13 protein-coding genes are annotated in these 16,324 nt (G+C 53.1%); 11 read left to right on the top strand and 2 right to left on the bottom strand.

Going from position 1 to position 16,324, the window contains the following annotated elements; genetic code table 11:
• The first annotated feature begins 22 nt into the window (after positions 1-22).
• Genes JE47_RS0115620 through JE47_RS0115610 form a run of 3 tightly spaced genes read left to right on the top strand, consistent with a single transcriptional unit; the run spans position 23 to position 3,886 of the window.
• The gene (locus JE47_RS0115620) at positions 23-1,537 is read left to right on the top strand and encodes a DUF512 domain-containing protein (RefSeq protein WP_031460652.1); all 1,515 of its coding nucleotides are present in this window, start codon (positions 23-25) and stop codon (positions 1,535-1,537) included.
• Between the two features lie 60 nt (positions 1,538-1,597).
• Positions 1,598-3,286: an HD domain-containing phosphohydrolase gene (locus JE47_RS0115615; protein WP_031460651.1), complete on the top strand. Its 1,689-nt coding sequence runs from the start codon at positions 1,598-1,600 to the stop codon at positions 3,284-3,286.
• Between the two features lie 15 nt (positions 3,287-3,301).
• Positions 3,302-3,886, top strand: a complete 585-nt coding sequence (locus JE47_RS0115610) for an anthranilate synthase component II (protein ID WP_031460650.1) — start codon at positions 3,302-3,304, stop codon at positions 3,884-3,886.
• A gap of 151 nt (positions 3,887-4,037) precedes the next feature.
• Here the strand turns inward: JE47_RS0115610 and JE47_RS0115605 are convergent, their stop codons facing one another.
• Entirely contained in the window at positions 4,038-4,691 is a 654-nt protein-coding gene (locus JE47_RS0115605; RefSeq protein WP_031460649.1) for a DUF6483 family protein, read from the bottom strand.
• A gap of 152 nt (positions 4,692-4,843) precedes the next feature.
• On the opposite strand from JE47_RS0115605, the gene JE47_RS0115600 reads away from it, so the two are divergent.
• On the top strand, positions 4,844-5,602 hold the full coding sequence (locus JE47_RS0115600) for an SDR family oxidoreductase (RefSeq protein WP_031460648.1): 759 nt from the start codon (positions 4,844-4,846) through the stop codon (positions 5,600-5,602).
• A gap of 302 nt (positions 5,603-5,904) precedes the next feature.
• Positions 5,905-6,219, top strand: a complete 315-nt coding sequence (locus tag JE47_RS0115595) for an MGMT family protein (RefSeq protein ID WP_031460647.1) — start codon at positions 5,905-5,907, stop codon at positions 6,217-6,219.
• A 251-nt stretch (positions 6,220-6,470) separates the two neighbouring features.
• On the opposite strand, the gene JE47_RS0115590 is transcribed toward JE47_RS0115595, so the two are convergent.
• Complete coding sequence (locus JE47_RS0115590) at positions 6,471-7,319, bottom strand: alpha/beta fold hydrolase (protein WP_031460646.1); 849 nt, start codon at positions 7,317-7,319, stop codon at positions 6,471-6,473.
• A 190-nt stretch (positions 7,320-7,509) separates the two neighbouring features.
• On the opposite strand from JE47_RS0115590, the gene JE47_RS0115585 reads away from it, so the two are divergent.
• From JE47_RS0115585 to JE47_RS0115560, 6 genes are all read left to right on the top strand, one after another.
• On the top strand, positions 7,510-9,393 hold the full coding sequence (locus JE47_RS0115585) for a polysaccharide deacetylase family protein (RefSeq protein WP_031460645.1): 1,884 nt from the start codon (positions 7,510-7,512) through the stop codon (positions 9,391-9,393).
• The gene (locus tag JE47_RS0115580; RefSeq protein ID WP_031460644.1) at positions 9,366-11,267 is read left to right on the top strand and encodes an ABC transporter permease; all 1,902 of its coding nucleotides are present in this window, start codon (positions 9,366-9,368) and stop codon (positions 11,265-11,267) included. The genes JE47_RS0115585 and JE47_RS0115580 overlap by 28 nt, the downstream gene beginning before the upstream one ends.
• Positions 11,264-12,490 carry an ABC transporter ATP-binding protein gene (locus JE47_RS0115575; RefSeq protein ID WP_031460643.1) on the top strand — a complete coding sequence of 409 codons (1,227 nt, stop codon included), beginning with the start codon at positions 11,264-11,266 and terminating at the stop codon, positions 12,488-12,490. The genes JE47_RS0115580 and JE47_RS0115575 overlap by 4 nt, the downstream gene beginning before the upstream one ends.
• On the top strand, positions 12,487-14,298 hold the full coding sequence (locus JE47_RS0115570) for a glycosyltransferase family 4 protein (RefSeq protein ID WP_035419643.1): 1,812 nt from the start codon (positions 12,487-12,489) through the stop codon (positions 14,296-14,298). The genes JE47_RS0115575 and JE47_RS0115570 overlap by 4 nt, the downstream gene beginning before the upstream one ends.
• Before the next feature lie 4 nt (positions 14,299-14,302).
• Positions 14,303-15,310 (top strand): glycosyltransferase family 2 protein, encoded by a 1,008-nt coding sequence (locus JE47_RS21055; RefSeq protein ID WP_051871180.1) that lies wholly within the window; start codon positions 14,303-14,305, stop codon positions 15,308-15,310.
• A gap of 8 nt (positions 15,311-15,318) precedes the next feature.
• The coding region (locus JE47_RS0115560; protein ID WP_031460640.1) for a glycosyltransferase at positions 15,319-16,324 on the top strand (1,006 nt) is incomplete at its 3' end.

The raw sequence follows: 16,324 nt of genomic DNA, 5'->3' as shown, positions 1-16,324 counted from the left end.
GACGTAGCGGTTGGGAGATTGTGTGGAATATCAGCCCGATGTCAAGCGGATTACCGGTGAAGGTGGTATTATCGCCAGCGTCGCTGCCCATAGTCTGGGTGAAGCGATCGGTCTTCAGCCTGGCGATGTTGTGGTGGCAATAGATGGTCAACGCCTGCGCGATGTCATTGATTATCGCTTTGCAATCGCTGAGGAACGTGTAACTCTGCTTATCCGCACTGCTGCTGGCGATGAACGCGAAATAACGCTCACCAAAGACCCTGATGACGATTTGGGTATTGAATTTACCGAGCCTCTCTTCGATCGGTTACGCACCTGTAACAATAAATGCCCCTTCTGTTTTCTGACCCAAATGCCGAAGGGCTTCCGAAAAACGCTCTACCTGAAAGATGACGATTACCGGCTGTCGTTCCTCTACGCCAATTTTGTCACCTTTACTAACATAACTGAAGCCGATTGGGAACGGATCGAGCGTCAACGTCTTTCACCGCTTTACATCAGCGTGCACGCAACCGATCCATTCTGGCGCGCCATTATGCTGGGTAAACGCGATGTCCCTGATGTCCGCGAACAGATTCGGCGTCTGGGCCAGATCGGGATTCGGGTTCACACCCAAATTGTTGCGTGTCCGCAAGTGAACGATGGCGCGGTTCTCCGCCAAAGCATTGAAGACCTGATCGCTCTGTATCCGATTGTCGAATCGATTGCTGTCGTACCGGTTGGGCTAACCAAATTTCGCTTCGAAGGCAAAGCGCCAAAGACGATTCGGGCTGCGATCCAGGTGCATGAAACCCCAGAGTGGATCGATACCAACTGGGAACGTCAGCCCTTGTGGGAAGACCCAACCACAGGTTCGCACCCATTGCATCAACCTGAGCTGGGTTTCTGTTCACGTCTCGGCGCGGTAACCGATATTCCGTTGCGCTGTTATACACCTGCTGAAGCAGCCGACGTAATTGATCTGATCGAACCGTATCAGCGTCGTTGCTACGAGCAATTTGGTACCCACCTGGTCTATGCTTCCGATGAGTTTTACTTGCTGGCCGGTCGTCCAATCCCACCGGCTGAGACTTACGATGATATGCCACAGTACAGCAACGGTGTAGGCATGGTACGCGACTTTCTCGACAATTGGGCTCGCGCTCGTCGTCGCCTGCCAGCACGCATCGCGCATCCGACAAAACTGGCCCTTGTATGTGGTACCCTTATCGCACCGGTGATGGAGCATATTGCCAACCGGCTCAATCAGATCGAGCAGCTAACGGTAAAGGTGGTTGCAGTAACCAACCAGTTCTTTGGCGAAACTGTGACCGTCAGTGGCTTACTGACCGCTCAAGATGTTATTCCGGCGCTGCGAGCATCTGGTTGCGAACGAGCCTTATTGCCGCGTGTGATGTTTGATTATAGCGGCGAACGTTCGATAGATGACTATTCACCGCAGCAGATCGGTGCTGCGGCTGGTATGCCGGTTGCGATAGCCGGTGAAGCTACCGAACTGGCCCGCTACATACAGGCTCTGGCCCGAAGCGACAGATAACTCAAGGCATCCGGAAACTCTCAACGGCCGTGGCTCTTAACAAAGAAAAGGGAGCACACTATGGCGGTCTGGGAAAAACAGCCACAAAGGTTTCTCGAGATCATCCAACGTGCTAATCAGATTGCTGCCAGCACTCAGCTCGATGACCTGCTTGATCATCTTCTCGATCTGATTATCGAGATTACCGCTTCAGAAGCAGGTACCCTCTATCTGTACGACGCTACCACCGACGAATTGATCTTTAAAGTGGTCAAAGGTAGTCCGGCCGGTGAAGCACTCATCGGACGCCGATTACCGGCAAACACTGGCCTGGCCGGTTATGCGCTTCAGCACCGTCAGCCTTTCTTTGTCGAAGATGTTGCCAACGACCCACGTTGGTACCGTTCATTCGGTGAAATGGGTGAGTTAACCCTACATACAATGTTTTGCATTCCTTTAATGTTGCGTGCTGAACCGGTAGGTGTCGTACAGGTCTTCAATTTACCATCCACATCGCTTGATGGTCAGGATGAAATGCTCTTGCTTGAAGTGTTGACTTCACGGCTGGTCACTGAAATTGAGAAGGCACGTTTACTGGAAGAGACCCGCCGACGTGAACTTCGCCAGCAGGCATTGGTCGAGATTATTTCGCAATTGACGACCACTTTGGAGCGCGATGAGCTGTTGCGCCGGATTATGAACTACGCCTGTGAATTGTTGGCAGTTGAGGCTGCATCCATCTGGTTGATTGACCACAAACAAAATGATCTGGTATTACACATTGCAGGCGGTAAAGATCAGGATCGGGTTGAATCGTTGCGTGTTCCGCGTGGTCAAGGCATTATTGGGTATGTCATCGAAACCGGTGAAACCGTCGTCGTAAACGATGTGCAGCGTGACCATCGTTTTTACAAACGACTCGACCAGCAGAGTGGTTTTCAGACCCGGGCTATTCTGTGCGTCCCGCTCCGTGCTCCCCGGATCGTGCTCGGTGGTGAACGCGGTGAAGTAGAGGGTAGGATCATTGGCGGAGCGCAAGCACTTAATCCACGTAACGGCCAACCTTTTTCAGCAGAAGATATTACCCTCTTCCAAACCCTTGCCTCACAGGCGGCGACGGTGATTCGCCTGGCCGAACTGTATAGAGAGACCGATAGTCTGTTCACCCGGATGATCGAAGCTATTACTGGCGCCATCGATTTGAAAGACCCTTACACTCGTGGTCATAGTCAGCGAGTAAGCGATTTTTCAGTTGCTATCGGCCAAGAACTAGGACTATCGCACGAACAACTCTATCAACTACGGATCGCAAGTAAACTGCACGACGTGGGAAAAATTCGGGTACCCGACCATATTCTCAAGAAACCAGGTCGGCTGGACGACAACGAATTCGCTGAGATGCGACAACACCCGGTGTATGGACTTGAATTTCTGCGTGATAATGGTTTGCTGGAACTTGATCTGTTGCGCGAATCTTGGACGGCGCTGGCTCAGCATCACGAGCGGCTCGATGGGCGTGGCTATCCGTTTGGGCTTAAGGGCGAGGATATTTCACTTTTCGGGCGCATTGTTGCCGTAGCCGATGTCTTTGATGCCCTCACCAGCCACCGACCTTATCGACCACCAATGCCCGTAGAAGAGGCACTGGAACTCTTGCAACGAGGGGCCGGTACTGAGTTCGATCCGATCTGCGTTGAAGCGTTGATCAGGGCACGCAGCAGAGAAACGATTCTTACCCAGGATGAACGTGAAAAAGTAGCGACAGCCTAGAGGAGCGAGAGCATAATGCGTGTACTGTTGATTGATAACTACGATTCATTTACCTACAATTTGTACCAGTACCTTTGCGAATTGGGAGCAGAGGTCGAAGTTGTGCGGAACGACCAGATAACAGTAACCGAAGTCGCACAACGACATCCTGACCGTATCGTGATCAGTCCTGGCCCCTGTACCCCGGCTGAAGCCGGGATTAGCGTCGAGGTCATCCGCCAGTTAGGAAGTCACATCCCTATCCTCGGTGTATGTCTTGGTCATCAGGCAATTGGCGCTGCCTATGGTGGCACCGTTGTGCGCGCACCGATGGTAATGCATGGCAAGCTATCGCCGATCTACCACAATGCTCAGGGCGTGTTTGCTGGCTTGCCCTCACCATTTCAGGCGACACGCTACCATTCGCTCGTGGTGCGACGAGAAGATTTACCGGCTGAATTAGAGATAACGGCGTGGACGGAAGACGGCATTATTATGGGTTTACGTCACCGCTCATTGCCGGTCGAAGGTGTGCAATTCCATCCCGAGTCGATCATGACCGAGCATGGCAAACAGATGTTAGCCAATTTCCTGATCGGAACATACGCTCATAGCGGTTGAGAAGCGTACAGAGAGTTTCCTGGTTAAAAATCACAGTGGCCGGTTCTCAGCCAGCTCTTCTTTTACGATGAACGCGAAAGGGAGGTTTGCGAACCACCCTCTACCACCGTTTTGTTCGTATGCACGGTGAGCTGTTGCGAACCCTATACGCTTATCCACGCCCGTCAAGTTCTGCTAAACCGGCTATAACCTCTTCACGGGATAAACCGGCTGCTGCCAACACCTCATCACTACAGGCTTGTAGCCGCAGGTAAAATGCACGAGCCGCTGCCCACCAACCGTCAGGATCGCGCACCAGTAATTCGTGGATGATGTTCTCACTCCGCGCCAGATCACCTGCTTGCTCACAAAACGAAAAGAGTGCCGCCAGCGTTGGCGTAGGTAGATCGTAATCTTGCAGCAGCATCAGGAGATCGGCATAATGTGGCGTATAATCGGGCAACGGTACTGGTGCAGCCAACGCACACTCGATAACCAGGTGTAACGCCAGCAATGCCCGTTCTGCCGCGGCCTCTGATTCATCATCATCGGCCAGGACATGCGCTTCAACAGCGAGGAGGGCCGCAAGATATGACCCCTCATGCCACCAGGCCTCGGTTGGATTGTGGAACCGGAGGAGCGCCAGCAACTGCCGCTCGCTCATTCTGACCACCTGGTCGCTTCCTACGCCTAGTCGATCACGGTAAGCGTTATCGATAGCAATTCGCACCAATGGTGAATGACCTGCGCGGTAAAGACCAAGGATGTGGCGAATGATCGCACCAAACTGGGCAATCAACCGGAGAATGTAGTCGTCGCGGTACATATCAGCATCTTACCTGAAAACGACGTCCTTAGCAAATGGCTGCACAACACGCGATTACCCAGGCCGTTGCCCCTCACAATGCATGATCACCGGTAAGCATTCGTACTTGTGGTATGATACCTTGTGCAGAGATCGGCTAGAGGAGGATTTTTATGGAGCAACCGTTCATTGGAAAGGTCGCGCTGGTGACCGGCGCGGCAGCCGGTATTGGGCGCGCTTCAGCGCTGGCGTTTGCTCGTGAAGGGGCAAAAGTTGTTGTTGCTGATGTAAACGTTGAAGGTGGTGAAGAGACGGTTGCAATGTGTCGGGCAGCGAACACCGACGCCATATTTGTGCGTTGTGATGTCGCTCAACGCAGCGAGGTTGAAGAGTTGATCAATCGTGCCGTTGATACATTCGGTCGGATCGATTTTGCCCACAACAACGCCGGTATCGAAGGGGTACAGGCAATGCTGGTCGATTACCCCGAAGAGGTATGGGATCGGGTGATCGAAATTAATCTCAAAGGTGTGTGGTTGTGCATGAAGTACGAAATTCGGCACATGCTACAGCAGGGTGGTGGCGCTATTGTCAATACATCATCGGTAGCCGGTCTCACCGGTTCACGTGGCGTTTCGGCCTATGTAGCCAGTAAACACGGGATCGTTGGCATCACGCGCGCCGCAGCGTTGGAATATGCTCGCAATGGTATTCGGGTAAATGCGGTCTGTCCTGGTACGATTCACACCTCCATGATCGATCGGTTTACTCATGGTGATCCCGACATTCTGGCGCAGTTTGCCGAAGGTGAACCGATTGGCCGCCTGGGCACGCCTGAAGAAGTAGCCAATGCCGTTGTCTGGCTCTGCTCAGATAAGGCCTCGTTCGTTACCGGAGCGACCCTTGCGGTTGACGGGGGACGATTGGCGTAGGATGCGCTGATACTGTCGCCCCGATCAGGTGCTTTCAACATTCGTTTCCTACCCGGTCATAGTAAATTATGGTTGATGCTGTTTCGGCTGTTGACACGGTTCCACAGGCTTTTCAATGCGCCAGGTGCCTCTCTTTCTCTCCCCATATGGGAGAGAAAGAGAGGAGGGCTAGACACATCCCATAGCACGAGACTGAGAGCGTTACTCCTCAACCCCAAAGACTATCCATTCATCGCGTCGTATTTCATTCTGTACGGTGTTGAACCATCACCGTGCCGGTAGGTAGATCGCTTGAATGCACTATGACCCACGAATCACCATACATCGCCATTTACGCCGTTGTCAGACAAATCCCAGCGGGCCGCGTCTGTACCTATGGTCGCGTGGCAGCATTGGCCGGCTTTCCCAGTCAGGCCCGGATGGTAGGGTATGCCTTGCACGCCCTCCTTGGTCACCACGATGTCCCCTGGTGGCGCGTGATTAATCGTGTCGGTCGCATCAGTAATGTCTATGCTGCCGATGAACAGCGGAGCCGCTTGCAAGCTGAAGGGGTTATTGTGAATGATGAGTATCTGGTTGATCTTAACCGGTTTCTTTGGACAGGGGATGAAGAATAGGTCTTGTTAGGACTTTCTAGAGTCTTTATCCCACCCAACAGCGGTGAATAGAGAAGTGTGAAGCGTGAGGAGAATGGGTGCGCCTAATCTATCCGCAGTGCGTGCAGATGCGCGCTGTTACCCCCGCCGGTGAGAGAGGGAAAACCGCACAGTGCAGGATATGCCCTTTTCCTCATCCCTCGTGAGATGAGGAAAAGGGCCGCGGGGAAGATGAGAACACCCCCTTCAACCATTCGACTGCGTACAGGAAACTAACGTAGAAATTCGAGCAGCAGTCGATGGAATTGATCCGCTGCTTCAATCATTGGAAAATGACCACAGTTAGGAATAATCTCAAGCCGGGCATGCGGTAGCATCCGTTTGGCTTCGTAAGCACAACGCACCGGAAAGAGCCGATCTTCGGCTCCCCAAATGATCATGGTCGGTTGCGTTACCTCGGCCAGACGCGACCAAAGCCCACTCCCCCGCAAATCATTAGCATCATAATAACGGCTGAGCGAAACCATTGTGCGGCGAATCTCAGGATTCCCCAGCGTTGCCGTCCCCCGTGCAATCAGTTCCGGAGTAATATAGCGATCAGGATTGGCAAACGCAGCCCGCAATTGCATCCGCACTACAAACGGAAAAGCAGAGAGACTCACCAGCGCCTCACCGAGGAAGGGTAAGGCACCTCCTTTACGCATAAAGAGCGGGAGTTGCATAAACCCTTCGCTATCAGCAATGACCAGCCGTTCAACATGCTGGGGATGAAGAATCGTTGTCGCCAGAGCGTGTTTCCCGCCCATCGAATGACCGACAACCATTGCCCGTTCAACCCCAAATGATTGCAGCAGGCCCGCATTGAGATCGGCATACCGCCGTAATGTATATGCTGCACCGCCCGGTTTATCTGAAGCACCGAACCCCAACGCATCAGGGGCAATGGCCTGAAAACCGGCTGCTGCCAGTGTTTGAATCGTTGGTATCCAGTCATCAGCACTGACGACAAAGCCGTGCAATAAAAGGACAGCCGGCCCCTGTCCGGCAGTTAAAACTCGTAGCCGGAAACCGGCAACCGAAATGTATTGCTCTCTTAGCGTCGTCGCCGTTGTTGCTTGCATAGGCGTGATTCTCCTATCGTAAAAGGCGAGAAAACGATGCGCGCGAAGGACCTGACACCTTACGCTGTCACTGTAGCAGAAGATCGCGCCACTGTCAGGACGAAATCCAACAACGATTGGTAAAAACATCTATGGTACAATAGAACCGTGGTATCGTACCGCATACCGTATCGATCAGTTACAGGATGTGATGGTTTCGCGGCAGTTCGCACTAGGTGCCGTTATTATCTCGTTCATCATTGGCGCAATTGGCGTCTTTTTGTTTATCAGTCAGCGTCTTGATCGCTGCACTGCTCCTCCATTTGTCGATCCTAATCTACTGCCCAACGCCAATTTTGCTATAGCCGGAGATATTCTCGGTCTCCCCGCCGGTTGGGGCCGTGGCGCCGGTGGGGTTGAACTCCGTGGACCCTCTGTTGACGGCCAGGGTTTTGATCTCGACGGCGATGGCCGTTCACTGCAACTGATCGGAATTGCTAACTATGCCCTGACTCCGCCCATCGGAGTACAACCTGGTGTTGTCTACTGCTTTACCGTTGCAACATTGACCGATTCACTACTTCGTTCACCGACCCGTGCTCGGCTGGTTTTTGAGTGGTACGATGAGCAAGGAACCATCATTGAACGAGTCGTCACCCCCTGGCAACCGGTAGCATTGTGGACACCAGAACGACCGCCATCGGCATGGACGACGGTTGGTGGGTACGCACGTGCGCCCCAGACTGCACGCGCCCTGCGTGTGCGGATCGAACCCACTTCCGATGATCGGATTTATCTCGATATGCCGCGGCTCCAACGCGGCGGTCAGACCCTGCCCCAGGCGCACGTACCTGATCCGCCACCACCTCTTACCATTGCACCATGGCCGGCAGGGTATCGGGCAGCCATTGCCTTCACTTTTGATTGGGAAACGGCAATGGGTGGATTGATCCATTCGCGTTCCGTCGACGATCCACTTGCCGATGAAGACCCGATTAAGCGGGGGATGCGGATGCGGACCGGTGTTGAGACGAGCATAACCATCTTTGCGCGGTATAATGTGCGCGCCACCTACTATGCGACCGGGTACAATTTCCTGATGGGCAACCGCGAGCAGCGTCGGTTTATGAACGATCCGGTTTTTAGTTGGGCCTCAGCCGCAAATGGCTGGCGAAGTGACCGCTGGACGACGCGCCCCTGGTTTAGCGATGATCCATATGGGACAGTGGCAACTGATCCGGCGTGGTACTTCGGCGATCAGATTGAACCTCTGTTGGCAGCCGGTCATGAAATCCAGAGTCACACCTTCAGCCATCTATACGGTGGCTACGCCGATGCTGCCACGTGGCGAGCAGATATTGAAGCCTGGAATACCGTTGCTGCTGAACGGGGAGTGCGTCCGGCCCAATCGTTAGCCTTCCCCTGGAGTAGCAGTGCCGGTATGAGTGACGCCAATTGGGATGTTATCGAGCGAGCCGGGATTCGTTCGGTAACCCGTCTGAGCGATTACGGTCCCTATAATCTCTTCCCGACCGATCAACAAGGCCTGATCCGCGATCCCCGTTGTCGCTGGCTTCCCGGTCGTGAAGGTCGGATCATCGCGTGCCCGGATTTTTATCTCACGCCGGCCCGTGCCGAATTAGCCATTGCCCAGATTGAACGCACCGTGACTGCTGGTGGTATGATTGACATTTGGGCACACACCGAAGAGGTCACGAGTGCCGCCCAACAAGCAGCCTGGGAAAATGTTGTATCATACGTTATTGGGCGCGGTGACATCTGGGTCGCTCCGTTGAGTGAGATTGCCAACTGGCAGATTGCCCGTATGACCCTGGACATCACCACTCTGTCTGAACCAACAACCAGCCTTGAGCGCGGGGAACGAGTTGCGCAACGTTATCGGATACAGAATCCATCGCCATACCCTCTGATCGGCCTGATGATCGATGTTCCGTCGGGCATGGCAGATGTAGCGATGAATCACGAGATTGTGCCTCGTGAACAGTGGCAGGGTAGTGGCTGGCTGCGTATCGACCTGGCTGCCGGTCAATCTATAGAGGTAACATTGTGGCCAACACGATCAAGCAGTCGTTAAACCAGACAACGATCTGGCATGTCATCGGTGGCATCCTGACCGCACAACGTGGAGCACTGCGCCTCTACCAGTGGTTATGGCTGGTGTTGTGCATCGTGGGTGCGGTCAGTGTTGCACTCCCACCTATTCTCACCCGCCCAATCCTCTATTATGCCCACGCGGAAGTACGTTTTGACACGACGCGCTATGGGCCAATTTACCAACCGGTGGGGCCAAACCTTACCAGTATGGATATTGCCATTGCCGACGCTAAGGAAGCATTACGCCTCGCGACCCTGGCAAGGGCCGACGTTCGCTTCGGTCTGCCCAATTTTCGGGTTGAATACCTGTTGCAAGCACCGGGACAGGTCCTCGTGCGCGGTATTGCCGACAATGCTGCCGAAGCGCAACGGCTGGCCGACGACGGCGCTGCTGAACTAGTACGACAAATTCGGGCTGCCGGTGGACGTGAGATTTTGCGCAATATGCTCGGATGGCAGCTCTGGCAGGCGTTAAATGGTGAAACACCAGCCACCGATGATCGCTTCGCCTGGTTGTTGCGCGATATTCTGCGGCTTGAAGCATTGCCGTTATCACGACCAATCGAACCATTCAGCACCCCGCGTCGTCTGAGCGATCTCTCTTCGGAAGAGATCAGTGACGTTACCCGTGCCCTCGAATCGCGTTACGATCTCTGGCGGTTTGCAATAAACACTCGGAATGCAACTCTGGATGCACTCTGTGCCAGCACCGGTTTGAACGATACCGCTACTCGTGAAGCGGTATTGCGAAGTTGTGCTGCAACAAATCCGACAGCGGCAGCCGAGCTGGCAGCCCGTGATCGAAACATCGCTCAGTTACGGAGTATCGAGGCGGCAATCAACTACATGATCCGCGAAGCGGGGGCACGCTTCAATGCCGATCAGGTAAGTGCAGCCTTCCGCATTCCAGCGCCCCTTCCTGCCAACCCAGAGCCACGCTACGAGCTGCCTCTGATTGCGCTGGCGATGTTATTCGGCACAGCACTCGGCCTGGGTGGCATTGCCCTCGACCGTAGTGCCGGCGTATTACCCAAATTGCAAGAATTGTGGCAATACCGCGAGCTGATCCGCAATCTCATCCTGCGCGACTTGCGCGCCCGCTACAAAGGGAGCACATTGGGCTACCTCTGGACCCAAATTGCGCCGTTGGGCATGATGATGGTCTACGTGATTGTGTTCAGTTTCCTCTTACCCAACGGATTGGCGATGTTCCCAGTGTTCATTATTGTCGGTTTACTCCCCTGGAACTACACCGCCGAAGCCATCTTGAACGGTACACGGAGCATTATCGACAACGCAGCGCTGGTTAAAAAAGTCTACTTCCCACGCGAAGTTTTACCCCTGGTAGCCGTTGGTTCAAGTCTGCTCAATTTTATCCTCTCCCTCCCGATGATGCTGCTGGTCATTATTGTTGTCCAGCTTACCACGCTCGGTCGGCTCAATCTGAGTTGGACTATCGTCTACTTACCGGTTATTATGGTGCTCCAAACCATCTTTCTAACCGGATTAGCCCTGCTGCTCGGCGCTGGCGCCGTCTTCTTCCGTGATGTGGTACACCTGATTGGCATCGTGATCAATATCTGGTTCTTTCTGACACCCGTCATCTACCCCCTTAGCACCATCAGCGAAGGCCTAGCTGCGCGCATTATCCGCTGGCTCAATCCGCTGGCATCGATCATCGAGTTTTACCGCGAAATCATCTACGGCAATCCGGTACCGGTGGGATTCATCCCAACACCGGGTATCCCTGCGCTCAGTGCGATGTTGCGGGTAGGTGTCACGGCGCTGATTGTATTAGCCATCGGGTACTGGGTCTTCCAGCGCACCAGTCGCCATTTTGGTGAAGAACTATGAGTGCTGTGATCGAGTTTGACAACGTCTCGCGGCAGTTCGTCCGTCGCCAGAATGCCGCAACGATCCAAGAACGCTTTGTCGGCTTGCTCCGGGGTATGTCACCGGCTGAAGCCTTCTGGGCTGTGCGTGACGTCAGCTTCACAGTCGAAGAAGGACAGAGCATCGGTCTCGTCGGCCATAACGGCGCCGGTAAAAGTACGATCCTCAAACTGATCACTCGCATCCTTGAACCAACCAGCGGTCGCGTTTCGACCAGAGGCCGGATTGCTGCCCTGCTTGAGTTGGGCAGTGGCTTCCATCCCGAACTCAGCGGACGCGAAAATGTCTTTTTGTACGGTTCGCTGATGGGTTTTAGCCGCAAAGAGATGATCCGCAAACTGCCTGAGATCATTGAATTTTCAGAGATCGGCCCCTTCCTTGATACCGAAGTAAAGCACTATTCCTCCGGAATGTATACCCGGCTGGCGTTCGCGGTTGCCACGGCAGTTGATCCTGACATCTTGATCACTGACGAAGTCTTAGCCGTTGGTGATGAATCGTTCCAGCGTAAGTGTATTGATCGCATCTACAATTTCCGTCGCGCTGGGAAGACCATCGTCTTCGTGTCGCATGCCCTCGATGTTGTTCGTTCGCTCTGTGACGTAGCGGTATGGCTCGACCACGGTGAAATGAAGGCCTATGGCCCGGCTGGCGAGGTTGTTGATGCGTATCTAGCCGATGTCAACGAAAAAGAGCGGCAAGCTCGTGAACAAACTACTGGCACTGCTGATGATGAATGGCGGGAACGCATGCGGCGCGGGACACGCGAAGTTGAGATTACCCATGTCCAACTACTTGATCAGCATGGCAATGAGCGAACCACTTTCCGCACCCACGAACCCTTGACGATCCGCATTCACTATTTTGCGCACGAACGGATTGAACGTCCGGTCTTTGGGGTGGGAATCAATCACGAGAGTGGGCCGTGGCTAACCGGGCCGAACACCGGTTTTGATAAGTACCACATTCCAGTTGTCGAAGGCCCTGGGATCGTTGACTACCACATTCCACGATTACCATTCCTGGGCGGGCGCTATCTGGTCAGTGCTTCGGCGACCGATTGGACACAACTTCACGAATTTGACGTTCATGACCGAATGTACCCGTTGATCATCCACAGCCATGGTCTGAGTCAACGGTACGGCATGGTCTTCATCGAAGGCGCCTGGAGCTGGCACGGATGAGTTCACTTCTTATTATCAGCCACGATGTAATTGGTCAGCGAATGGCTGGCCCTGGTATTCGGATGTGGGAACTGGCGCGCGTTCTCGCTCGACACCTACCTGTAACCCTCATCGCCCCTCAACCCATCGATCTGCCGCTCCCGGCGAACCTTCGCTGTGGGCATTACACCTGGGGAGATGCCGCCAGCATCGAACCGTATCTCCGTGCGGCAACGAACATCTTCGCCAATGGCTATGTCGCCAGTGCCCATCCCGAACTCCTTAACCATCCGGGGTGCCTGATCATCGACCTCTACGATCCGGTTGCACTTGAAAATCTGGAGCTATTTCGCAATCATCCATTGGCCGAACGACAAGAGCAGGCTAAACGTGATAGCGATCTACTACGTGCCCTCCTGACGCGGGGCGATCATTTCGTGTGCGCCACCGAACGTCAGCGCGATCTCTATATTGGCGGCCTGCTGGCCCTAGGTCGCATCACACCGGCAATCATCGATCAAGACCCGCTGCTGCACCAATTCATCGCTATCGTTCCCTTCGGTGTCAGCGACGACCCGCCGCAGGCAAGTGGGCAACCGGCCCTCCGTGGTGTTCTGGACGACCTGGGCACCGAACATACTATCATCTTATGGAGCGGCGGGCTGTGGGACTGGATGGACCCATCAACTCTGGTACGGGCCATGCCACACGTTCTAGCTCACGTCCCCACGGCACGGCTTGTCTTCTTAGCCGGACGGCATCCTGGACAGGTGCCCGAGATGGCGACTGTACAGCAAACACGCCAACTGGCCGCCGATCTAGGATTGCTCGGCTGTGGTGTTCACTTCTACAACGAATGGGTTCCGTATCAACGGCGTGCCGATTTCTTGCTCGAAGCAAAAGTTATGGTATCATTGCATCGAGCACACTTAGAGACACGCTACGCTGCCGTGCGTTCGCGTATTCTCGACCATTTCTGGGTCGGTCGACCCAGTGTGGTTAGCGCCGATGATGCCGCTGCTGATCTCATCAAGGAACATCAGGCTGGAGAGGTCGTTCCGATTGGTGATAGCCAGGCTGTTGGCGCTGTACTGATCCGCTTATTAACAGATCATCAACACTGGACACATCAGAGTGCTAATGCCGCAGCTCTTGGGCAACGTCTGCGTTGGTCGGGAGTGGTATCTTCATTATTGCGTCTACTCAAGGATGCTCATCCGAAGGAGAGATTGTCTATGCCAGTTCCTGATGGATCACGGTTAGCAACATTGCAACGAGTGCGGAACGATGCTATTCGCGTGCAAGAGCAATTATGGAAGATAGAACCATCACTATCCACTAATCCATTGCTGCGTTTTGTTCAACGTCATATTTTACAGCTTTTTACAAGCCCACAACGTGATTACAATGCAGCAGCTCTACGATCAATGTATGCGTTAGCCGAGCAAATAGATCAAACTACGCAACTCTTATTCAATGTAGCAAGCCAATACGGGAACCACATTAACTGGCTAGATCAACGAGTACAGGAATTAACCCAGCAAATCCGGGAATCAACCCAGCAAATGCAGGAATTAACTCAGCAAATGCAGGAATTATCTCAGCAAATGCAGGAATTATCTCAGCGGTCAGATATGCTAGAATTACGGGTTACCAATCTCGAGTCTGGTGTACAAGACCACAATCATCGCCAAGTCCAAGAGATTCATCAAATCGGGCAACAGATACGAGATTTTGCTGATCAGATCGTCGGACTGGAAGAGACAACTTCACAAATACTAGCCTACATTGGCGGTGTATACACCTCATCTTCTCAGCAAACAGAATAGTTCTATGCGAATTGCAACCATTGTTCTAAGTTGGAATGCTGCATATGCTACGATAGCGTGTCTTGAATCACTCTATCATCAATCCATCCCGACAGAGATTCTGGTTGTCGATAATGCATCTCATGATGAGGTCGTCGCCAGTATTCTGGCATGCCATCCGCATGTGCGTTTGATCCGCAATCAGCGCAACTTGGGCTTTGCTGGTGGCATGAACAGTGGCATAAAAGCATTATTAAACGACTCACCACCTGATGTCCTGGTATTGCTCAACCAAGACACGGTTCTCGATCCCACCTGCATCGAGCATCTAGTATCACCAATGATCGCAGATGCGCAGGTGGCAGCAGTCGGGGCTAAAATTCGTTATCCCGATGGCACTATTCAGCACGCGGGTGTACTCCTGGAATGGCCGCGAGCAATTGTGCAACATATCGGCTGGCATGAACCCGACACTGGTCAATATGATACGCTACGCGAATGTGATTTTGTGACAGGCGCCGCTATTGCGCTACGTTCTCAAGCTCTTAAGGAAATACAGCTATTTGATGAAGATTTTACACCGGCATATTTTGAGGATATCGATCTTTGCCAGCGCCTGCGCAAACAGGGCTGGAAGATAGTGTATAACCCTGCTGCAACGCTTGTTCATCACGAGTCCCTCTCACTACCAGATGAACTTCAACGAAGCTGTTATTACAACCGAGGCCGTTTGCGCTTTATTTTTAAGCACTATTCTCTACACGACCTGGAAGAGTCGTTTTTACCAGCAGAATTGCATCATATTCAGCGCCACGTCTTATGGCCCAACGAAGGCCGTGCGTTACGTTGGGCGTATGCCGAGACGCTCTTGCATTGGCGAACGATCTTGATAGCACGACAACACGTTTACGGCAGTTTATCTCCGCTTGAGGAAGAACGACTGGGTCATATCCTGATGAAATTGCAACGTGCCCAGGCTATAGCTCTGTGGCAGCACGCACATCAGCGTGCTGATTGGATGTTTAACCATTGATAAACATTATGAATACCTTACCATTGTACGGTGTCGAATACATCTTGCTCGAACCTATTCCGGATAGTCTCTGGCAAGATGAACCACTTTTAATCGGTTTACAACTACGTAATACTGGTCTGACCCCATGGTTGATTAGTGGCTATCCGGTTTTAGTGGTGGTGCGTTGGCTAGACCCTCAAGGGGTTATCGTCAACGAGACACCATGGCATCCACTACCATATCCTGTTCCCGCTGGTGAATCAATAACTATCGAATTGCGTATTGATCAGACACCGCCACCTGGTGAGTATGTGTTGACGATTGAACTGGTCGAGCATCAAGTTGCATGGTTTCGCGATAAAGGTGTTCAGCCGTTCTCGCATTCAATACGTATCGAACCGCCATGCAAACCGCGTATCACCATAATCAACGGGAACTGCATTGCCAATGATGCGGTCGGCACGCATGTTGCCGCACAGATTCAGGCCTTAGCCGAAGCAGGTTTTCGTCCGCTATTGCTGACGGAATTTGTTGATGAGCGGATTCCACGTGCACTGCGCCGTTTCATGGTCACCGTCAATCTGGAACATATCCTCCATCCAAATGCCCAGACACGACGATTTGCTGAGCACCTCCATTATTCTGCAGTGGTTATTGTCAACTATTCAAGCTATTACAAGCTTGCCGAGCTTATTCGTCACGTGCAGGCACCAGTGCTGTTTGATTACCACGGCATCACACCACCAGCAATTTGGGGTATCGGGCAACCAGGATATGAGGACCTAGTTCTCGGCGTTGCACATCGAAACCTGGTTCAATTTGCCGATTACGCTGTAGCACACAGCCAGTACATGGTCGATGAACTGATAGCCACCGATCTCATTGCAGCAAGTAGAGTGAGTGTCCAGCCTTATCCAGCTCTTCACAACATCGGATACGGCGGGGAGCCTAATCGTCAACTACAAGAGCAATACGGCCTGGTCGGTAAACGAGTGCTGCTGTACGTTGGACGTATGGCTCGTAACAAACGCA

The sequence above is a fragment of the Chloroflexus sp. MS-G genome (assembly GCF_000735195.1).
Lineage (GTDB): Bacteria > Chloroflexota > Chloroflexia > Chloroflexales > Chloroflexaceae > Chloroflexus.
The sequence above is the reverse complement of the archived record's forward strand: the minus strand, read 5'-3'. Positions and strand labels throughout refer to the sequence as shown.

Excerpts from the sequence above, each read along its gene's own strand:
- JE47_RS0115615 (WP_031460651.1), top strand. The coding sequence starts at position 1,598 with ATGGCGGTCTGGGAAAAACAGCCACAAAGGTTTCTCGAGATCATCCAA.
- JE47_RS0115610 (WP_031460650.1), top strand. The coding sequence starts at position 3,302 with ATGCGTGTACTGTTGATTGATAACTACGATTCATTTACCTACAATTTG.
- JE47_RS0115605 (WP_031460649.1), bottom strand. The coding sequence starts at position 4,691 with ATGTACCGCGACGACTACATTCTCCGGTTGATTGCCCAGTTTGGTGCG.
- JE47_RS0115600 (WP_031460648.1), top strand. The coding sequence starts at position 4,844 with ATGGAGCAACCGTTCATTGGAAAGGTCGCGCTGGTGACCGGCGCGGCA.
- JE47_RS0115595 (WP_031460647.1), top strand. The coding sequence starts at position 5,905 with ATGACCCACGAATCACCATACATCGCCATTTACGCCGTTGTCAGACAA.
- JE47_RS0115590 (WP_031460646.1), bottom strand. The coding sequence starts at position 7,319 with ATGCAAGCAACAACGGCGACGACGCTAAGAGAGCAATACATTTCGGTT.
- JE47_RS0115585 (WP_031460645.1), top strand. The coding sequence starts at position 7,510 with ATGGTTTCGCGGCAGTTCGCACTAGGTGCCGTTATTATCTCGTTCATC.
- JE47_RS0115575 (WP_031460643.1), top strand. The coding sequence starts at position 11,264 with ATGAGTGCTGTGATCGAGTTTGACAACGTCTCGCGGCAGTTCGTCCGT.
- JE47_RS0115570 (WP_035419643.1), top strand. The coding sequence starts at position 12,487 with ATGAGTTCACTTCTTATTATCAGCCACGATGTAATTGGTCAGCGAATG.
- JE47_RS21055 (WP_051871180.1), top strand. The coding sequence starts at position 14,303 with ATGCGAATTGCAACCATTGTTCTAAGTTGGAATGCTGCATATGCTACG.